The 17132-nt window shown below is 62.0% G+C and carries 19 protein-coding genes; 9 read left to right on the top strand and 10 right to left on the bottom strand.

All coding sequences use genetic code 11. From position 1 onward, the window contains the following. Positions 1–109: 109 nt before the first annotated feature. From rpsA to mscL, 3 genes are all read left to right on the top strand, one after another. Complete coding sequence (rpsA, locus tag C0456_RS10285) at positions 110–2083, top strand: 30S ribosomal protein S1 (RefSeq protein WP_291051379.1); 1974 nt, start codon at positions 110–112, stop codon at positions 2081–2083. 114 nt (positions 2084–2197) lie between these two features. Further along, on the top strand, positions 2198–2497 hold the full coding sequence (locus tag C0456_RS10280) for an integration host factor subunit beta (RefSeq protein WP_367179244.1): 300 nt from the start codon (positions 2198–2200) through the stop codon (positions 2495–2497). Positions 2498–2603: 106 nt separating this feature from the next. Continuing rightward, positions 2604–3017 carry a large conductance mechanosensitive channel protein MscL gene (mscL, locus tag C0456_RS10275; protein WP_291051373.1) on the top strand — a complete coding sequence of 138 codons (414 nt, stop codon included), beginning with the start codon at positions 2604–2606 and terminating at the stop codon, positions 3015–3017. A 123-nt stretch (positions 3018–3140) separates the two neighbouring features. On the opposite strand, the gene C0456_RS10270 is transcribed toward mscL, so the two are convergent. From C0456_RS10270 to C0456_RS10250, 5 genes are read right to left on the bottom strand one after another with little or no spacing between them, the layout of a single operon-like run. After that, positions 3141–3782 (bottom strand): HAD-IA family hydrolase, encoded by a 642-nt coding sequence (locus tag C0456_RS10270; protein ID WP_291051370.1) that lies wholly within the window; start codon positions 3780–3782, stop codon positions 3141–3143. Then, positions 3782–4507 (bottom strand): DUF3299 domain-containing protein, encoded by a 726-nt coding sequence (locus C0456_RS10265; protein ID WP_291051367.1) that lies wholly within the window; start codon positions 4505–4507, stop codon positions 3782–3784. Before C0456_RS10265 ends, C0456_RS10270 begins: the two co-directional genes overlap by 1 nt. A gap of 48 nt (positions 4508–4555) precedes the next feature. Continuing rightward, positions 4556–5824, bottom strand: coding sequence for an ABC transporter permease (locus C0456_RS10260; protein ID WP_291051366.1), 1269 nt, complete (start codon positions 5822–5824; stop codon positions 4556–4558). Further along, positions 5821–6516: an ABC transporter ATP-binding protein gene (locus tag C0456_RS10255; RefSeq protein WP_291051363.1), complete on the bottom strand. Its 696-nt coding sequence runs from the start codon at positions 6514–6516 to the stop codon at positions 5821–5823. The genes C0456_RS10260 and C0456_RS10255 overlap by 4 nt, the downstream gene beginning before the upstream one ends. A gap of 6 nt (positions 6517–6522) precedes the next feature. Continuing rightward, positions 6523–7167, bottom strand: coding sequence for a DUF2796 domain-containing protein (locus tag C0456_RS10250; protein ID WP_291051360.1), 645 nt, complete (start codon positions 7165–7167; stop codon positions 6523–6525). Positions 7168–7359: 192 nt separating this feature from the next. Here C0456_RS10250 and C0456_RS10245 point away from each other — a divergent pair, with 192 nt between their 5' ends. Both C0456_RS10245 and C0456_RS10240 read left to right on the top strand, forming a co-directional pair. Beyond that, entirely contained in the window at positions 7360–8175 is an 816-nt protein-coding gene (locus C0456_RS10245; protein WP_291051357.1) for a ZIP family metal transporter, read from the top strand. A 113-nt stretch (positions 8176–8288) separates the two neighbouring features. Beyond that, positions 8289–9092 carry a hypothetical protein gene (locus tag C0456_RS10240; protein ID WP_291051354.1) on the top strand — a complete coding sequence of 268 codons (804 nt, stop codon included), beginning with the start codon at positions 8289–8291 and terminating at the stop codon, positions 9090–9092. Here C0456_RS10240 and C0456_RS10235 read toward each other — a convergent pair. Beyond that, complete coding sequence (locus C0456_RS10235) at positions 9089–9538, bottom strand: Lrp/AsnC family transcriptional regulator (protein ID WP_367179246.1); 450 nt, start codon at positions 9536–9538, stop codon at positions 9089–9091. The two genes, C0456_RS10240 and C0456_RS10235, sit on opposite strands and share 4 nt — an antisense overlap. A gap of 105 nt (positions 9539–9643) precedes the next feature. On the opposite strand from C0456_RS10235, the gene C0456_RS10230 reads away from it, so the two are divergent. Continuing rightward, positions 9644–10717: a PLP-dependent cysteine synthase family protein gene (locus C0456_RS10230; RefSeq protein WP_291051348.1), complete on the top strand. Its 1074-nt coding sequence runs from the start codon at positions 9644–9646 to the stop codon at positions 10715–10717. A gap of 6 nt (positions 10718–10723) precedes the next feature. On the opposite strand, the gene C0456_RS10225 is transcribed toward C0456_RS10230, so the two are convergent. Beyond that, positions 10724–12025 carry a polyhydroxyalkanoate depolymerase gene (locus C0456_RS10225; protein ID WP_291051346.1) on the bottom strand — a complete coding sequence of 434 codons (1302 nt, stop codon included), beginning with the start codon at positions 12023–12025 and terminating at the stop codon, positions 10724–10726. Positions 12026–12280: 255 nt separating this feature from the next. Here C0456_RS10225 and C0456_RS10220 point away from each other — a divergent pair, with 255 nt between their 5' ends. After that, positions 12281–12622, top strand: a complete 342-nt coding sequence (locus C0456_RS10220; protein ID WP_291051344.1) for a hypothetical protein — start codon at positions 12281–12283, stop codon at positions 12620–12622. On the opposite strand, the gene C0456_RS10215 is transcribed toward C0456_RS10220, so the two are convergent. Then, a complete protein-coding gene (locus C0456_RS10215; RefSeq protein WP_291051341.1) occupies positions 12619–13041 on the bottom strand; it encodes a hypothetical protein in 423 nt (140 codons plus the stop codon). The genes C0456_RS10220 and C0456_RS10215 overlap by 4 nt on opposite strands. A gap of 154 nt (positions 13042–13195) precedes the next feature. On the opposite strand from C0456_RS10215, the gene C0456_RS10210 reads away from it, so the two are divergent. Together C0456_RS10210 and C0456_RS10205 are read left to right on the top strand one after the other, a co-directional pair. After that, a complete protein-coding gene (locus C0456_RS10210) occupies positions 13196–14074 on the top strand; it encodes a CHAD domain-containing protein (protein WP_291051338.1) in 879 nt (292 codons plus the stop codon). A gap of 82 nt (positions 14075–14156) precedes the next feature. Continuing rightward, on the top strand, positions 14157–15215 hold the full coding sequence (locus tag C0456_RS10205) for a phytase (RefSeq protein WP_291051334.1): 1059 nt from the start codon (positions 14157–14159) through the stop codon (positions 15213–15215). A gap of 13 nt (positions 15216–15228) precedes the next feature. Here C0456_RS10205 and C0456_RS10200 read toward each other — a convergent pair whose 3' ends face one another. Beyond that, positions 15229–15903 carry a DNA-3-methyladenine glycosylase I gene (locus C0456_RS10200; protein WP_291051331.1) on the bottom strand — a complete coding sequence of 225 codons (675 nt, stop codon included), beginning with the start codon at positions 15901–15903 and terminating at the stop codon, positions 15229–15231. A gap of 10 nt (positions 15904–15913) precedes the next feature. Further along, positions 15914–17047 carry an iron-containing alcohol dehydrogenase gene (locus C0456_RS10195; protein WP_291051328.1) on the bottom strand — a complete coding sequence of 378 codons (1134 nt, stop codon included), beginning with the start codon at positions 17045–17047 and terminating at the stop codon, positions 15914–15916. Positions 17048–17132 lie beyond the last annotated feature (85 nt).

Genomic DNA, 17132 nt, shown 5'->3' with positions numbered 1-17132 from the left:
ACAGGCGGTGCCCGCTTCAGATACTGAAAGACCACATGACGGGTCGAATGTGCGCAGGCGGCAATGGTGCTGGCCTGCCTTGAACCATTTGGCCCTCTCCGGAGACCCCATGACCAACCAAATGAACCCCTCCTCTGCCGATTTCGCCTCGATGTTCGAGTCCTCGGCAGCGGCATCTGCCATGCAGGAAGGCCAGGTTATCCCGGCCACCGTCCTGCGCATCGACAATGACTCCGTCGTCGTCGACATCGGCCTGAAGACCGAAGGCCGCATCCCGACCAAAGAATTCATGCTTGAAGACAAGCAGCCCGCCCCCGGCGACCTGATCGACGTTTACCTCGACCGGATCGAGAACGCGCTCGGCGAAGCCGTTCTGTCGCGCGACAAGGCACGCCGCGAAGAGCGCTGGGTCAAGCTGGAACGCAGCTTCTCCAAAGGCGAGCCCGTCAAGGGCGCCATCTCCGGCCGCGTCAAAGGCGGCTTCACCGTCGACCTCGGCGGCGTAAACGCCTTCCTCCCCGGCTCCCAGGTCGATATCCGCCCGGTGCGCGATGTCGGTCCGCTCATGGGTGAAGTTCAGCCCTTTGCTGTTCTCAAGCTCGACCGCGTTCGCGGCAACATCGTTGTCTCGCGCCGCGCGATCCTCGAAGAGAGCCGCGCCGAACAGCGCGCCGAGATCGTCTCCGACATGGCTGAAGGCGACGTCCGCAAGGGTATCGTCAAGAACATCACCGATTACGGTGCGTTCGTGGACCTCGGCGGCATCGACGGCCTGCTGCACGTGACCGACATGTCCTACAAGCGCATCAACCACCCCTCGCAGGTGGTCGAAGTGGGTCAGGAAGTCGAAGTTCAGATCATCAAGATCAACCCGGAAACCCAGCGTATCTCGCTCGGCATGAAGCAGCTCGGCACCGATCCGTGGGACAATATCTCGTCCCGCTACCCGGTCGGCGGCCGCCTCAAGGGCACGGTCACCAACATCACCGACTACGGCGCCTTCGTGGAGCTGGAAGATGGTGTGGAAGGCCTGATCCACGTCTCCGAAATGAGCTGGACCAAGAAGAACGTCCACCCCGGCAAGATCCTCTCGACCTCTCAGGAAGTCGATGTGGAAGTGCTCGACGTTGACAGCGAAAAGCGCCGCATCTCGCTTGGCCTCAAGCAGACCATGGACAATCCGTGGAGCGCCTTCCTCGCGGCCAACCCGGTTGGCACCGAAATCGAAGGCGAAGTGCGCGGGATCACCGAGTTCGGCCTCTTCATCGGCCTCGGCCCGGACCTCGACGGTATGGTGCACATCAACGACATCGCCTGGGACAAATCCGGCGATCAGGCGATCGAAGCCTTCACCAAGGGCGACCGCGTCAAAGCGAAGGTTCTCGATGTCGACGTCGACAAGGAGCGCATCTCGCTGGGCATCAAGCAACTCTCCGGTGACCCGATCGAGGCTGCTGTCAGCAGCAGCGGTGGCGAGTCTTCCGGCGGTGGCCTCAAGCGCGGCGCAACCGTGACCTGCACCGTGACGGAAATCACCTCGGGCGGCATCGAAGTCGAGTTCGGCACCCCTGCCGTCAAGAGCTTCATCCGCCGCTCCGACCTCTCCCGCGACCGCGCCGACCAGCGCCCCGAGCGCTTTGCTGTCGGTGACAAGGTCGACGCCAAGATCGTTACGGTGGATCGCGCAACACGCCGCGTTTCGCTCTCGATCAAGGCTCTGGAGATCGCCGAAGAAGCTGAAGCCGTTGCACAGTACGGCTCTGCGGATGCAGGCGCTTCGCTGGGCGACATTCTGGGCGCTGCCCTGGCCTCGTCGAAAGGCAAGCCGAAAGCCGCTGCGGACACCGATGCCCTCGATGACCGTGGCCGTCTGGATGCGCCGCAAGGCGAAGCTGACGACCTCAAGAAGCTGAAGGGCCTCGGCCCGGCATTCGAGAAGAAGCTGAACGAAGCGGGCATCTACCACTTCTGGCAGATCGCTGCGCTCTCCGACGAGCAGATCGCAGACCTCGAAGAGGAACTGGCAATCCAGGGCCGTTTCGAGCGCGATGGCTGGAAAGATCAGGCCGAATCCCTCGCCTGAGGTAGACCATTTGGCGGCGGGCCTGGCTGAAACCGGGCCGGCAACCTAAATTTCCCGAAATGTTTGCGGCGGGGGCCTAGCGCTCCCGCCGCAAATGCGTTTATTATCAATGTGATGCTCAAGTCCCAACTCATAGAGAAACTCGCGGCGGAAAACACGCACCTGCGTCACGAAGACGTTGAAAAGGTCGTGAACGTTATCCTCAGCGAGATTGGCGAAGCGCTGGCCCGGGGCGACCGGGTTGAATTGCGCGGCTTCGGGGCCTTCTCCGTGCGCAAGCGGGACGCCCGCAAGGGCCGCAATCCCCGCACCGGCGAGCCTGTGAAAGTGCCTGCCAAGGCAGTCCCCTTCTTCAAGGCCGGCAAGGAACTGCGCGCCCGCGTTAATGGCGGCAATGATCCCGAGGCGAGATAGGCAGCGCCCCTTTCGCGCGCCTGATGCAGCGCCTTGACGGTCGGGCCAAACCCCGCGAACTCTGTTTCAAACTCTGGCTGCGTCCTGCCAAAGGGAAGGGGTTAGTATGCTTAAGGAATTCAAAGAGTTCGCCCTGAAGGGCAATCTCGTCGATCTTGCCGTCGGCTTCATCCTCGGCGGCGCGTTTGGCACGATCGTCACCTCGCTCGTGAACGACATCATGATGCCGCCCCTCGGCATGCTGATGGGCGGGAGCGATTTTTCCGACCTCTTCATTTCCCTGAACGGCGAAGTCTATGCCTCTCTGGCCGCCGCGTCGGAAGCCGGCGCGCCGGTGATTGCCTATGGCAAGTTCATCAATGCGCTCATCTCGTTTGCGATTATGGCGTTCGCGCTGTTCTTTGTGATCAAGGGGATGAACACGCTGAAGAAGAAGGAAGCGGCTGCCCCGCCGCCACCCCCGCCGCGCCAGGAAGTGCTTCTGGAAGAAATCCGCAACCTGCTGGCCAAGAACCAGTAAGGGGAGTTCGCGGAAAACAGGGTTCGCAAAGTTTTAAGCAGTCTGCTGCTACTTTGCGGATAGTAGAGTACCGCGTAGAGTGCGGAAGGGCGGCCTGTCGGGTCGCCCTTCTTGCTTCAAGGCTCAGAATGTCTGCTGCAGGCCTAGCGACTGTTCCAGAAGATCATGCGCGCCTTCAGTGAAATGGAACGCCTGCCAGCCCCGGCGCCGGGCGGCAGCGACATTCTCCTCCATATCATCCACCAGGAGGAGGCTTTCCGGCGCGACCTGCAATTCCGCTTCGATATGGCCGAAATAATCCGTATCCGGCTTGGCGATTCCCATCCGGCCGGCAGCGAAAATACGTTCTACACGATCGCCAAATCCCATTTTGGTCTCGATGTAGGAGGTACGATGGATCTCGTTATTGGTCGCCATCACATGGCGCACGCCCCGCGCCTTGAGCGGTCCGAACAGCGCGAGGGTCCGGTGATCCGGCAGCGCGTCACGCTCGAACCAGTAGTCGAGGATCTCCGCAGCGCGCCCGGCCGCGGCATTCGCTTCGGCCCATTCGGTTACCAGCTCGACCAGACAGGCCTGTCCTACGATCGCCTTCTGAAACCGGCCCGCGAAAAGGTAGCTCGAGAAGGACTCAAGCGAGAGCCCCAGATCCTGCTCAAAATTGCGGGACCAGGCGAAAACACCCTTCTCGATATTGCTGTTGAGAACGCCGTCAAAATCCCATGCGATGACCTGCACCGCGTCCAGATTTACCGGCGGCGTCATCAGTAGGTGTATTCCTCGATGGCGGTCAGCGTGATCGTGTAGGCCGCGTCCGCCAGTTCGCTTTCCTGTGTCTGGGTGTGGATCGTGCCTTCGATCCAGACGGCCTGGGCCAGGTCCTTCATCTTGATCGGCTTCTCCGACATCACGAACACGGTCTGGTTTGGGGGCGGCGGTGGCGCGTGAATACAGGCGCCGAAATAAGGCACAAGCAGGAATTCCTTGATCTGCGCGTCGGCGCCATATTCGAACGGCACGGTATAGCCGGGGATCCGGATCTTCTTGCCGTTGAGTTCCTTGACCGTGTTGAACGTGCCGATCTGAACAGCTGTGTCGGCCGCAGAGCCTTCGGCAATGCCTGCGCCGGAGTAGAGCATGGCCATCTGGGCCTGGTACATCTGGGCGAGGCGTTCCTCCTCCCCTTCCGGCATCAGGTCTTCCCAGCCGATCCGCCTCACCCCGCGGGCAGCGAGTTCAGCATCCTTCCGGGCCTGTTCCTCGGCGCGCTTCTTGGCGGCCTCAGCCCGGGCAGCGGCGCGTTCGGCTGCGCTCTGACCGATCTTGTCGCCAACCTTGGGGCCTTCCGATTTGGCCTCGGCGGGCGCTTCCTTGGCGGGCTTTGCCGGGGCCGCTTCAGCTGTGCCGGAACTGGAGGCCCCGCCGCAGGCAGCAGCAAGGGCAAAAGCAAAAGTTGCGAAGGCGAAGCCTGGGAGAGATGTCGTTTTCATTCCCCCTGTTTAAAACGCCCGCGCCCACAGTTCCAGCGCACAATGCTGTTACAAACGGACGCTGAGCCCATCTGCCAGCGAGCGGCGCATGGCCGCCACGGCCGGCACCGCCCCGATCACGAGGGAGGCGAGGGTCACCGCGCCCAGCACATAGAGGTCGAGCAGGCCAGGCCCGCCGGCGCCGAAGGCGACGCCGTAGCGCGCCTGCAGCATGGGCGCGATCGCGGCAAACATGCCATGCACGATGACAATGCCGATCAGGGCGCCCATGAAGCCGATGAGGCCGGATTCGAGCACCAGCAGCGAGAAGATATGCCCCGGCCGCGCGCCCGTTGCCCGCAGGATGGACATCTCGCGCCGCCGCTCATTGAGGCTCGTCAGGATCGAGGTGAGGATAGAGACAAGACCGACCGCGATCACGAACCCGGACACCGCCAGCAGGGCGCGCTCGGCAATCGAGGTGACGCCCCATAGCTCGCGCAGCGCCTCCCCCGGAATGATTGCCATCAGCGGCTCGCCGCGATTGGTGTTGATCTGCCGGCGGGTGGTCAGGATCGTGCCTTTCCGCTCCAGGCCAACGAAGATCGCCGTCACGGTCTTGGGCGTGAGGTCAAAAGAGCGGATCATCTCGGTGGGGATGGAATCGGCGAGCGGGTTCTTGGCACCGGTTTCCCAGCCGACATGAATAGCGGTGATGGCTTCCAGTGAGACGTGCACCGTCCGGTCCACCGGCGTGCCGGTGGATTTGAGAATGCCCGATACGCGGAAGGGGCGGTTCTCGTGGCCCGAGCCCAGGTCTGCCGCGCCAATACCGTGAGTGAGAACAAGCGGCGTGCCAATCTCGTATCCAAGTTCGCGCGCCACATCCGCGCCGATCACGGCGTCAAACAGATCATCAAAGATCGCGCCTTCGGCCAGCTCGAGTGGCTGCCCGCCGCCATATTTGTAGTGCTCGAAATAATCGGTGCTGGTGCCCATCACGCGGTAGCCGCGATGGCTGTCTCCCAGCGCGATCGGAACGGCCCAGGCAACATCCGGACGCTCCGCAATCTGACGATAGGTTGGCCAGGAAACTTCCGCCGTGGCCGAGCCCATGCGGAACACCGAATAGAGCAGAAGATTGACCGTCCCCGTCGGCGCCCCGACGATCAGGTCGGTTCCAGAGATCGTGTTCTCGAACCCTTCGCGCGCGCCACTGCGGGCCTTCTCGACCCCCAGGAACAGCGCAACGGAAAGCGCCACGGCGACGATAGTGAGGATCACGGAGCCCTTCCGATTGAGAAGGCTGGCCCAGGCGAGGGAAAAAAGAGCGGTCATGCCGGCGCCCCCGCCCTGTTCATTACGGTGAGATCGGCAGCGCGGGTGAAGAGGCCCGCAAGGGAGGCGTCGTGGCTGACGAAGAGGAGGCTGGCGCCGGAACGTTCGACTTCCTCCGAGAGTAGATTGATGAACCGGTCGCGCGCGTCTGCGTCCAGGGCGGAGGTCGGCTCATCCGCAATCACCAGGCTGGGGCTACCGATCAAGGCGCGGGCGGCGGCCACGCGTTGCTGCTGGCCGACGGAAAGATCTGACACGCGCCGCTCCAGCAGGCTTTCATCCTGAAGGCCAAGCCGGGCGAGCAGACGGCGCGCCTCCGCCTGCGGATCATTTCCGGCGGCCTTGCGGCGGGCGGGTGAGAAGCGCAGCGGCAGCAACACATTCCCGGTCACCGAGAGATAAGGCACGAGATTGAACATCTGGAAGATCACGCCCATCCTGTCCGCCCGCAGCCGGTCACGGCGCGGGGCAGGCAGTTTGTTCATATCCTGCCCCAGAACACTGATGCGCCCTGCCTGGGGCTGAAGCACGCCAGCGATCAAGCCAAGAAGCGTCGATTTTCCGGAGCCCGAAGGCCCCCGGAGAAACACGCGCTCACCGGCCTCGACACGGAACGCGTCGATGTCGAGCACTTGCGGGCCGCTCTTCCAGGCAAAGCGCAGCCCTTCGATATCGATTACGGGATCAGCCATGCGCTCTTATTTCAGGGAAAGCTCCGGGGAGGAAGGCGTGAGCTCTGCGGCTTTCTGGGTTGTGTCAGTCACAAATACGGCATTGACTTTCTCGAAGCCCGGAAATGCGCTGAAGCCTGCAAAACGGGCAGACATTACGGCGCCCACATTAGCGCACGTCCAGCTGAAGTTCACATGGCCGTCCGTGTGGCCGCTGGAGGTGTCCACCTTGGCAGCGGGGGTCTCAGCGGTGCAATTCCCGCCAGTCAGCGTGATCAGACCCGGCAGCGCGGCGGTGACATCCTGAGTGAAGACACCGTCTGCCTCGGAGAGCCCGAAATTGGCGAGCGGCGAAACCAGCTCTGCCGTCAGCTTTCTGCCGTCTATGACGAAGGCCAGATCCGCGATGCCGTGCACATGGGCCGCTCCGCCGGCATGCTCATGGTCGTGATCGTGATCCTCTCCCTCGTCGTGGTCATGGGCTTCGCCTTCGGCATGACCTTCTGCGTGCACGTCATGGCTGTCCTCCAGAGGAACTTCCGCTGACAGCGTGTCGCCCGTTTCGACGGGGCCGGGCGCCGCAGGGGGCGGCGTGCCTGGACCGCAGGCCGCAAGCACCGAAAGGGCCGCTCCAGCGAGCAATGGCAGCGAAACACGGGCAAGGTTGGTCATAAACAGCTCCTGACTTTTCCGGGCATGGCGGCACGGCCCGAAGGAAAACGGGCCCGCACCGCAAAAATTACTGGCAGGCGGCAGAGTGAAACATTATAACACTTTTCGCAAGGTGCCCGAGCGCACAAGCGCAGCCCTTCTTCAACCCCTGCCCCCTTTTCAGGCCGCAGCAAATCGGACACACGCCGCCGGATGCCCCTTTCTCTTCAGGCGCCAATCCTCTTCGGACTGCTTGCAGCTCTGGTCACTTCGGTAGGCCTGATTGCTGTTGCCGTGCGCAGCGAATGGACCGCGCGCCAATCTGGCCTGTTCTCTCTGGCGGCCGGGGGGATGCTGATCTCCCTGACGCTGTTGCACATTGCGCCCGAAGCGCTGGCGATGAATGGCCGCGCGCCCTATTTCATGCTCGTGGGGTTCTTCGGCGGCCTGCTGCTGAGTTCCGGTATCACCGCGATCTTTCCGGAGAAGGCTGGCGGGCGATCACAGGCCCTGACGCCGCTGCTGGCGGTCGGGCTGCATTCCTTCCTAGACGGGGTGATCTACTCGGTCACGTTTGCGGCAAGTTTCGAAGCAGGCGTCTACGCGTCTACCTCGCTCATCATGCATGAATTTGCCGAAGGCGTGATCGCCTTTGCTATTCTTGCCCGGCACGGCTTCCGGGTCCGGGAGGCCGTCATCTGGGCCTTCCTGGCCGCCGGGGCGACAACGCCGCTGGGAGCGCTGGTGAGCGGGCTTTTCCTCACCGGGCTCGGCCCGGATGTCGTCGCCGCGCTCTACGCCATTTCGGCAGGTCTGCTGGTCTATGTGGCGACGGGCCCCCTGATGCAGCCGCTGAAGGAAGAGCCGCCGCTTCGCGGTGTGGCGGCGCTGGGCGCGGGCATTCTGATCGCCATGCTTCTCCTGTTGACGCCGCTGCATGGCCATGGCGGGCATGACCACGCCCATGATCATGATCACGACCATATTCACCTTCTGAAAGACCCTTCCGGCATCCATCCGTCCGACTGAGGGAACCGGCATAGGCCTTGCACCGTTACTCCTGAAACAGCGCCTCTGGGCGCGGGAGGCTGGGTATGGTTGGTCACAGGTTCTGGACGAAATTTTCTTCTATTTTCATAGCCTTGGCAGCGGCACCGTTATGGGCTGCGGCGCAGGGCGGTTGTGGCCTCAGCGACGTTGCGCGGTTTCAGACAGCCGTTCTTGAGCCCGCAGAAGAGGCCACGCCCGCTTATCTGAAGCGCACCGCAGAAAGCTTTATTGCCAATTGCCCAGACCGTTTTGAAGCCCGCGACGCCCATCTGATCGCAGCGCGCAGTGCCATGGATGCCGGCATCGCAGCCGATGCGGTGAGCCACTACAAGGACGCCATTGCCCGCGGCGCGCACCTCTCCCCCGTTCAGCGGCTTGACCAATCTGTAGCCCTGCTGGCCGCAGGCGAAGAACGCGAAGCGCTTGAAGCACGCAACCTTGCGATCAGTCAGTGGCTGGAAGCGTTGACCGCGCGCGGAATGACCAATTTTGACATCCGAAAGTCACGCGGGGGCGTCATTCTGGCGGTCAGCTTCCCCCAGCAGGATCCTGACGCGTCCGTGCATGCGCTGTGGCTCGCTGTACCGGATGGGCCGGGCCTGCCGGCGGCGGCCGTCCTGCGGCCCGATCCGATGCGGGCCTCGTTGAGAGCCCTGCGAACCGGCCGCGCCCCTTCAGCGCTGACAATCCTGGAACAGCGCACCTGCCGGGACGCACGCATTCTGCGGGAAACGGCGCAGCCTGCCGCCATCGAGAGCTTTGACCGGGCCGCGACCGAAGCGATGCGCAATTATCTGCGCCAGCCAGCCGGGCTGACGAAAACCGGCCCTGGCGAACCCCTGCCGAGCTGCCTGATGCCGGAACTGATGCTGCCCGTGCCGGCTGCGGCGTACTAGAGCGGCAATTCGGTCGTGTTTTTCAGACACTCCATGGCAAAGGTGGCGCTGACATCCGCCAGATCGACCCTGGCGATCAGCGCTTTGTAAACGCGGTCATAGTCCGCCACGCTGCGCACCTGAACTTTCAGCAGATAGTCGACATCTCCTGCCATCCGATAGAACTCGATCACTTCCGGGATCGACTGGACCGCTGTGGCAAAGCGCTGGAGCCAGGTAGCAGAATGGTCCCGGGTGCGGATGGCGACGAACACCGTCTGGGCCAACCCCACCTTTTCCGGATCAATCAGCGCGACCCGCCGGGAAAGAATGCCCGCCTCTTCCAGCCGCTTCACGCGCCGCCAGCACGTATTGACCGAAATGCTGACACGATCGGCCATCGATTCGAGCGATATGCTGGCATCTGATTGGAGCAGACGCAGAATTGCCCGATCGGTATCGTCAATATTTTCCATATTTCGGATTACTATCCGAAATTTATTATCATACAATGGCATTCATAGGTGACTTCATGAGATGAGTTTACACGCGCGCTATGAGACTCTCCTCATATGCCTCAGCCCGCCTCCACTCTTCAGCAGCCAGCCATCACGTCTCCCCACGCGGCCCCCGCTTGCCAGGAGGCGCGGCTGAAGGCGCTTTCCGCCCTGATCGGGCGCACGCCGATGCTGTCTATCCGCTTGCGGTTCCGGGGCCGGGAACGCGTCATCCACGCAAAGGCAGAGCACTACAATCTGACCGGCTCCATCAAGGACCGGATGGCCCTGTCGATCCTCGCCTGCGCCTATCGCTCCGGCGCGCTGATGCCCGGCGATACGATTGCGGAAGCCACGAGCGGCAATGCCGGCATCGCACTCACCGCCCTTGGCCGCGCGCTTGGCCATCCGGTTGAGATCTTCATGCCGGACTGGATGAGCGATGAACGCAAGAACCTGCTGCGCAGCCTGGGGGCGAACCTCAACCTCCTCAGCCGCGAGGCGGGTGGTTTTATCGGCGCGATTGCGGCCACCGAGCAGCTGGCTGCCAGCCGGAACGATGTGTTCCTTCCCTGTCAGTTTTCAAACGCCGACAATTCAGCCGCCCACACCAACACGACAGCCCGTGAACTGATCAATCAGCTGGCATGTCTCGGCGCAAAACCTGATGCCTTTGTGGCGGGTGTCGGCACGGGCGGAACCGTAATGGGTGTTGGCCGCGCGTTGAAGGCAGCGTTCCCGAAGGCAAGGATTCACCCGCTTGAGCCGCTGGAGTCTCCCACCCTCTCCACGGGCCACAAGGTGGGACAGCACCGCATCCAGGGCATCTCGGATGATTTCATTCCGGCGCTTGTGAAGCTGGATCAGCTTGATGAGGTGATCGCCGTGTCTGACGGCGACGCCATCCGCATGGCGCAGCGTCTGGCACGCGAACTGGGGCTTGGCGTAGGCATTTCTTCGGGCGCAAATCTCATAGGCGCCCTGATCGCCGCGGAGAAGCTGGGGGATGCGGCGTGCGTCGCCACCGTCTTCTGCGACGATAACAAAAAATACCTTTCCACCGCGCTGGCCAGCGAAGAGCCGCACAAGGAAGGCCATCTCAGCCCCGAAGTCGAATTGCTGGATTTCGAAGCGACGGTGTGCGCCTGAGAGCGATTACCGGCGTTTTGAAACAGTCGCGGCTTGAGCGGCTTCTTCCTTCTCGCGCACCGTGAAGCGGCGGGTGAACTGAGTGACCCGAGGCGCAATCTCGGTTTCGAACCGCGATCCGTTGAAGACACCGTAATGGCCAACACCGGGTTGAATATAGTCCGTACGCATATCTTCCGGGATATTCTTGCAGATGTCGTGCGCAGCCTGGGTCTGACCGATACCTGAAATATCGTCCTTCTCACCTTCCACCGTCATCAAGGCCACCGTACGGACCGCTTCCGGTTTCACAAGGCGCTCGCCGCGGTACTTGTAGATACCGCGCGGCAGGTGATGTTCCTGAAACACGCGCTGGATGGTCTGCAGGTAGAACTCTTCCGTCAGATCCAGGACGGAGAGGTATTCATCATAGAACTCACGGTGCTTGGCGGCGTTGTCGCCGTCGCCCCCAACCAGGTGATTGAAGAATTTCCAGTGCGCATCGACATGGCGGTCCCAATTCATGTTCATGAATGAGGCCAGCTGCACAAAGCCGGGATAGACGCGGCGCAGAACACCCGGATAGGGCGCCGGCACGGTATAGATCATGTTCTGCTCGAACCAGTCGAACGGGCGTTCCTCGGCAAGCTTGTTCGGAACAGTCGGCGAGCGGCGGGCATCTATCGGCGAGCCCATGAAAGTCATGGTCGCCGGAAGCGCCGGGTCTTGATCCTCAGCCATCATCGAGATGGCGGCGAGGACCGGCGGCCCGGGCTGACAGACCGCGAGCACATGCGCCCCCCCGCCCAGATGAGTCAGCATCTTGCGGACATGGTCGATATAATCATCCAGATCGAAGCGGCCGAGCCACACCGGCGCCATGCGCGCATCGGTCCAATCCGTGATGTAAACATCGTGCGTCTCAAGAAAACCTTCGACGGTTCCGCGCAGCAGCGTTGCATAATGGCCCGAAAGCGGCGCCACAATCAGCAGACGCGGCAGCGGCGCCGCGTCCATGCGGCGCGCCTGGGCAAGGCGATCCGCGTCCTTCTTGAAATGAACGAGGCCGCACCAGGGAGACCGCCAGGCAGTCTGAGGCTCAACCGGGACATCAATGCTGTTGATCCGGACAGACGAGATGCGCCATTCCGGCTTGCCGTAATAGCGCGTCGCGCTTTCAAACACATCCGCCATCGCCGCAAGGGACTTGCCATAGCTGGTATGGCCCATCGGGTTGAACGGGGAGTTCAGCGCCGCGCGCCCCGCCCGCGCGGCAAGCCGCATCGGCGCCATGGCCACCCGGTTCAGTTCGACAAGGGAATAGAGCATCGTCTTTCAAACCCTTTTTGCTGCAGTGCAGCGTACGCCCCAAAAAACGCTCCGGCAAATGGTTTCGCCAGCCAGGACTTACCCCAGGGGAAATATGAGGGTTAACCGAAAGTCTTGAAAAACCCTGAAACTTCCGTGCCGCAGCCCGCACAGAGTTAACATTCCGAAGGTAGCTATTCTCTTCAGGGGAGAATCCTGCCCGGAGCTTTGCTGATGTTTCTGAGCTGCCAGCCCAACCCACATGACGATGGCCGAATGACCCGGGCCTTGATCTTCGAGAATACGCCGGGCACCCGTTTCGCCATTGATGCCGAAACGCTGCACCGCCACCCGGAACTGCTGAAACCCTTTGGCCGTTGGCTGCACATTCGCCTGCGCATCCTCGACGGGCTGGCCTATCTGGCCTGTCTGGTGGGCGTCATTGCAGCCCTGGTTGTCGGCTGGTGGATGGCCGGGCTTGGGCTAATCATTTGTGTGATGATGCTCGCTGCCAACAGGAAAACGGCCGGCCGGCTGGCAAAGTCTGCCGCGCAGCGATCATCGGAGAGCTTCCGGAAACTGCATGAAATGGGCTGTCTCTGGCTGGTGATGGCCTAGAGGCCGAAAAGCCCCAGAACTGCAGCCGCCGCTGCTGCGACCGTGAACATCAGCGAAAGCATGACCGAACTGCCCCGTTGTTCCTTGCGGCGCGTGCGGACGCCCTTGGGGTTCTTGCCTTCCTTCGGCGCAAGCATCATTCGCGTCGAGAAGAACCCAAAGCTGGACACCAAGGCCACCGTGCCAGCAATCCAGCTGGTGGCCAGCAGGAAAAGCGCGCCGGATACCAGCATCATACCGGCAATTGGTGTTGCCGTCCGGTACAGCAGTTCACGCACATGCGTGTCGGCCCGCGCCCCGGTCAGCTTGTCAAAGCTGCAATTGGGAGACGCGATCGCGGCAACCCAGGAGGCCCCGATCGCCATGGCGCAGGTTATAAGGGCGATGCCATTGGAGAGGGTCTGAAGGCTTTGAAGCATGATCCCTTATCGCCGGATTCGCGGCAAAGACATGTAGATTTTTGACAGGATTCTGTAGATCGCACTCGCCCTGAGAGCGATCAGATTGGCAGCCCGGCCCAGCTTGTGAGAGCTTGCCCCTGCCGGACGCGGAGGGAGGATAGATCGCAACACCATGGCTTATCGACTGAAACCAGGCAGCGAGACGGTTGAAGAGGGCGTCCGGCGCATCGCCGGGGAAGAATTTGCGCGGATAGCAGAGGTCATTGCCGCTGCAGATCTGCCAGCCCCCCGGAAGGTTCACGAGGTGCGCAAATGCACCAAGCGGCTACGCTCCCTGATCCGCCTCATCGGACCGGTATTTGATGAGGCGTCAATTGAGAATGCTGCCCTGAGAGACGCAGCCCGCAATCTCTCTGAAGCGCGGGACTCTGGCGCCATCCTGGATAGCCTGCGGAGCCTGAAACTGCCGCCAGAGACGCTCGCCGATGCTGAAGCCGCCCTCGCCGGTAATACCGGCGCGCCCAGCGGCGCCGTGGCAACCTCCAAACTCCTGAAAACCTTCGGACGCGATATGCGAAGCGCGGCCAAACGGGCCGCCGGCTGGGATATTCGTGCGGAAGGCTTCGACGCGCTGCAGCCCGGCCTCAAGCGCAGCTACCGGAAGCTGAGGCGAAACTTCTCAGAGGCGATCCGCACGGGCGAGGAAGAAGCGATCCATGATTGGCGGAAAAGCGCCAAGAGCCATTGGCACCATACCCTTCTGCTGGGACGTATCTGCCCGGATGCCATGGACGGCCACGCCCGCATGGCAAACCGGCTCTCCGAAAGCCTGGGGGACTGGCGCGACAGCGAACTGCTTGTGGCCGCGCTCAAAGCTTTGCCTGAAGACCGGCTGGACAAGGGCACTCTGAAAACCCTTCTGCGCGCTACCGCACGGGATCAGAAAAGGCTTCTGAAGAAGGCCGAGCGCATCTCGCGCCTGCTCGCCGCTGAGAAACCGGCAGCGCTTACCGCCAGATGGGCCGCTTATTGGGAGGCCAGCGGGACCTGAACAAGGCTTCGTCGCGATACTGTCACGCAGCATAGATAAAGGAGGCTGCGAATCGCCACTCGCCTGCTTCTCAGGAGTCCCCATGCCGTTCTTCCGGTCCGCCCTTGTCCTCTCTCTTGCCCTGACAGCGGGCGCCTGCGCGTCTGCACCCGCCCCTGTGATCGAGGGCCAGAAATTCGTTATGGCCAGCGTTGAAACGGCGCCTGCCGGCGCCAAAGGGGATGCGGCGGATGATCCGGCCCTGTGGCAACACCCTGCTGATCCGGCGAAATCCCTGATCCTTGGCACCAACAAGAAGGAAGGCCTGGTCGTCTTCGGGCTCGATGGTGCGGAAGTTCAGCGCCTGCCTATCGGCCTCATCAACAATGTGGATGTTCGTCAGTCCACAGATCGACCCTTCGATATTGCCGTTGCCAGCAATGATCAGGTCAACGCCATCTCGGTCTTCCTCATCGACCGGATGACCGGAGAGGTCAGCCATCGCGGCGATATTCCAACTAATACGATTGAGCCCTACGGCATTTGCCAGGCTCGAGAAGAGGGCCGGGATCTTGCCGGCGTGACGTACAAGGACGGGACGCTGCAGATCTGGTCACTTTCGGTGGACCAGGCTGAACTCAGCGGAGACCTGCTGAAATCGGTCAAACTCGAAACCCAACTTGAAGGCTGCGTCTTTGACGAGACGAACGGCCTTATCTTCGTCGGAGAGGAAGACCGAGGGCTGTGGACGGTCGCTTATCGCGAAGAAGCGCCTCAGCCCGTTCTCGTCGATACGGTTGGCGGCGCGGCCGGCCTGGTCGCCGATGTGGAAGGGGTATCCATCTGGAGAGGCGCAAACGGCGCGGGCTGGGTAGTTGTCTCCGCTCAGGCGGCCAATCGCTTCGTCGTCTATGAGCGGCAAGCTCCGCATAATCCGCGCGGCAGTTTTTCGATCATCGCCAACGAAGCGCTGGGCATAGATGAAGTGACCCATACGGACGGTCTGGATGTCTATTCCGGCGCCCTGCCCGGCTTCCCTCGCGGGGTTCTGATCGTGCAGGATGACGGAAACCCCAGGTCTGGAGAGAACCAGAATTTCAAGGTCGTAAATTGGGCAGATGTAGAAGCTGCTCTCGGCCTGCCGGAGCTTGCTGCCGAGTAAGCCTTGTGCGGCGTCAGCCGATACTCATTGCGAGTAGCCGGCTGATCTGGGCCCGCGGTAAACCGCTGTCGGAATGGTATGCATTGATCGCGTCCTGAAGAGCGGCGAGATCGCGCTTGCTGGTGGCTGCCGGGCGGTCCAGCACGCCCTCACGCACCAGAGCCGCGCAGACATCGCGCGACGCAATCCACGCATCCCATCCGGCGAAACGCAGGAAATACTGACCCGTCGCCCCACCAAGGCGTGAACCGCGCTGGCTCAGAAGCGTGAGCAGCCCAAGCTGATCCGCTCCCGGCCAACCTGCGAGAAAGCGGCCAAAACCTCCCTCCTTGTGGTCGACATCGGCAACGAAGCCTGCATTCTCAAGCGTTGCCCGGATCTTCTGCCCATTGCGCACGATTCGTTCGTCCGTCATCAGACGGTCCATCATCTCCTCGCCAAAGAATGCGAGCTTGCCCGGATCGAAACCCTCAAAGGCCGCCTCGAAGCCCGGCCACTTTGCTTCAATGACCTTCCAGTTGAACCCGGCGTTGAACACGCAGCGCGTCATCACCGAGAGAAACCGGTCGGCCGGCACTTTCTCCAGATGCGTAACGGCATGCGCGTTGCGCGACTTCTCAAGCGCCGCCTGCTCTCCCCCATGATGGCTACCAGCCATCTTCAGTATGGGATCAAAGCGGCGCTGCATGGAAGTGTCCTCAGCCCAGCGCGATCTCGTAGACGGCTGCGTAATCGTCCGCACTCATCGGGCGCGGGTTGCCCGCATGCGCAAGGTCGACCAGCGCATACTCAACGATCCCCGGCCCATCCGATGCCGTCAGCCCCATGGCGCTCAGCGTAGGCGGAATGCCGATGGCATTGTTGAGATCCTGAATGGCATCGGCCAGGTCGGCGCCGGCCTTGAGGCCCATTGCCTGGCGCAGGCGGGCATATTTCTCATCTGCTGCTCCGTTATGGAAGCGCAGGATGTGCGGAAGGAAGACGGCGTTCAGGGTGCCGTGGTGAAGCTTCTTTTCATGCAGACGCCCCGCCGCGTGGCTGAGCGCATGAACGCCGCCAAGACCCTTCACGAAGGCAAGCGCTCCTTCATAGCTCGCCATCATCATATGCCAGCGGGCTTCTTCATCCGAACCATCCTTCACGGCGCGCTTCAGCATGCCCATAGCGAAGGCGCGGTGCGCGCCGTCATAGCCGATAGCTTCCGCAGGCGGATTGATTGCCGGCGTCAGAACTGCCTCGATGCAATGCGTCAGCGCGTCCATGCCGGTTGCTGCCGTGAGCCCGGCCGGAAGACCAATCGTCAGGTCAGGATCGCAAAGGGCGACGAGCGGAATGAGATTGGGCGAGGCAAAGGTTTCCTTGCGGCCATTCTCCATGATGATGACCATGCCGATAGAGACTTCGGAGCCTGTTCCCGCCGTCGTGGGGATGGCGATCAGCGGCGGAATTTTGCCAACCAGCTTGGAGCCGCCGACGATGGCCGCGAAATTTTCCAGCGGGCCCTCATGGCTCGCCATCAGGCCAATCGCCTTGGCATGGTCCATGGAAGAACCACCGCCCACCGCAATGATCCCGTCGGCGCCGGACTCCTTGTAGAGGGCGGCTGCGATCTTGGTCTGCGCCTCGGTGGGGTTGGGCACAGTTTCAGCAAAGACACCGGCCGGCGCCACGTCCAGCGCGTCTTCGACCTTTGCAAGAATGCCCGATGCCTTGATCCCCGCATCAGTTACGATGAAGGGGCGCGTGATGCCCCGTGCCTTTGTCAGTTTGGAAAGCTGCTTGAGCGCGCCAGAATCGAAGACGCACTGCGTGAGAAAGTTCATAACCGGCATGGGAAACTCCAGAAGGCGGGAAACATGCCATGTTCCCAAGTGCGCTGCGCCAAGGCAAGCCTTTCCCTAGGGCAGCGCGCTGCTC

Origin of the sequence: Hyphomonas sp., assembly GCF_013823385.1 — a bacterium.
Classification (GTDB): domain Bacteria; phylum Pseudomonadota; class Alphaproteobacteria; order Caulobacterales; family Hyphomonadaceae; genus Hyphomonas.
Note: the sequence above shows the minus strand (reverse complement) of the source record. Positions and strands in the feature narration are given on the sequence as shown.

Bases quoted from the DNA above. Each gene is read 5' to 3' on its own strand.
- C0456_RS10230 (WP_291051348.1), top strand. From the start codon at position 9,644: ATGCCTCAGCCCGCCTCCACTCTTCAGCAGCCAGCCATCACGTCTCCC.
- C0456_RS10255 (WP_291051363.1), bottom strand. From the start codon at position 6,516: ATGGCTGATCCCGTAATCGATATCGAAGGGCTGCGCTTTGCCTGGAAG.
- mscL (WP_291051373.1), top strand. From the start codon at position 2,604: ATGCTTAAGGAATTCAAAGAGTTCGCCCTGAAGGGCAATCTCGTCGAT.
- rpsA (WP_291051379.1), top strand. From the start codon at position 110: ATGACCAACCAAATGAACCCCTCCTCTGCCGATTTCGCCTCGATGTTC.
- C0456_RS10270 (WP_291051370.1), bottom strand. From the start codon at position 3,782: ATGACGCCGCCGGTAAATCTGGACGCGGTGCAGGTCATCGCATGGGAT.
- C0456_RS10215 (WP_291051341.1), bottom strand. From the start codon at position 13,041: ATGCTTCAAAGCCTTCAGACCCTCTCCAATGGCATCGCCCTTATAACC.
- C0456_RS10260 (WP_291051366.1), bottom strand. From the start codon at position 5,824: ATGACCGCTCTTTTTTCCCTCGCCTGGGCCAGCCTTCTCAATCGGAAG.
- C0456_RS10205 (WP_291051334.1), top strand. From the start codon at position 14,157: ATGCCGTTCTTCCGGTCCGCCCTTGTCCTCTCTCTTGCCCTGACAGCG.
- C0456_RS10200 (WP_291051331.1), bottom strand. From the start codon at position 15,903: ATGCAGCGCCGCTTTGATCCCATACTGAAGATGGCTGGTAGCCATCAT.
- C0456_RS10220 (WP_291051344.1), top strand. From the start codon at position 12,281: ATGACCCGGGCCTTGATCTTCGAGAATACGCCGGGCACCCGTTTCGCC.
- C0456_RS10250 (WP_291051360.1), bottom strand. From the start codon at position 7,167: ATGACCAACCTTGCCCGTGTTTCGCTGCCATTGCTCGCTGGAGCGGCC.
- C0456_RS10265 (WP_291051367.1), bottom strand. From the start codon at position 4,507: ATGAAAACGACATCTCTCCCAGGCTTCGCCTTCGCAACTTTTGCTTTT.
- C0456_RS10195 (WP_291051328.1), bottom strand. From the start codon at position 17,047: ATGCCGGTTATGAACTTTCTCACGCAGTGCGTCTTCGATTCTGGCGCG.
- C0456_RS10210 (WP_291051338.1), top strand. From the start codon at position 13,196: ATGGCTTATCGACTGAAACCAGGCAGCGAGACGGTTGAAGAGGGCGTC.
- C0456_RS10280 (WP_367179244.1), top strand. From the start codon at position 2,198: ATGCTCAAGTCCCAACTCATAGAGAAACTCGCGGCGGAAAACACGCAC.
- C0456_RS10245 (WP_291051357.1), top strand. From the start codon at position 7,360: ATGCCCCTTTCTCTTCAGGCGCCAATCCTCTTCGGACTGCTTGCAGCT.
- C0456_RS10225 (WP_291051346.1), bottom strand. From the start codon at position 12,025: ATGCTCTATTCCCTTGTCGAACTGAACCGGGTGGCCATGGCGCCGATG.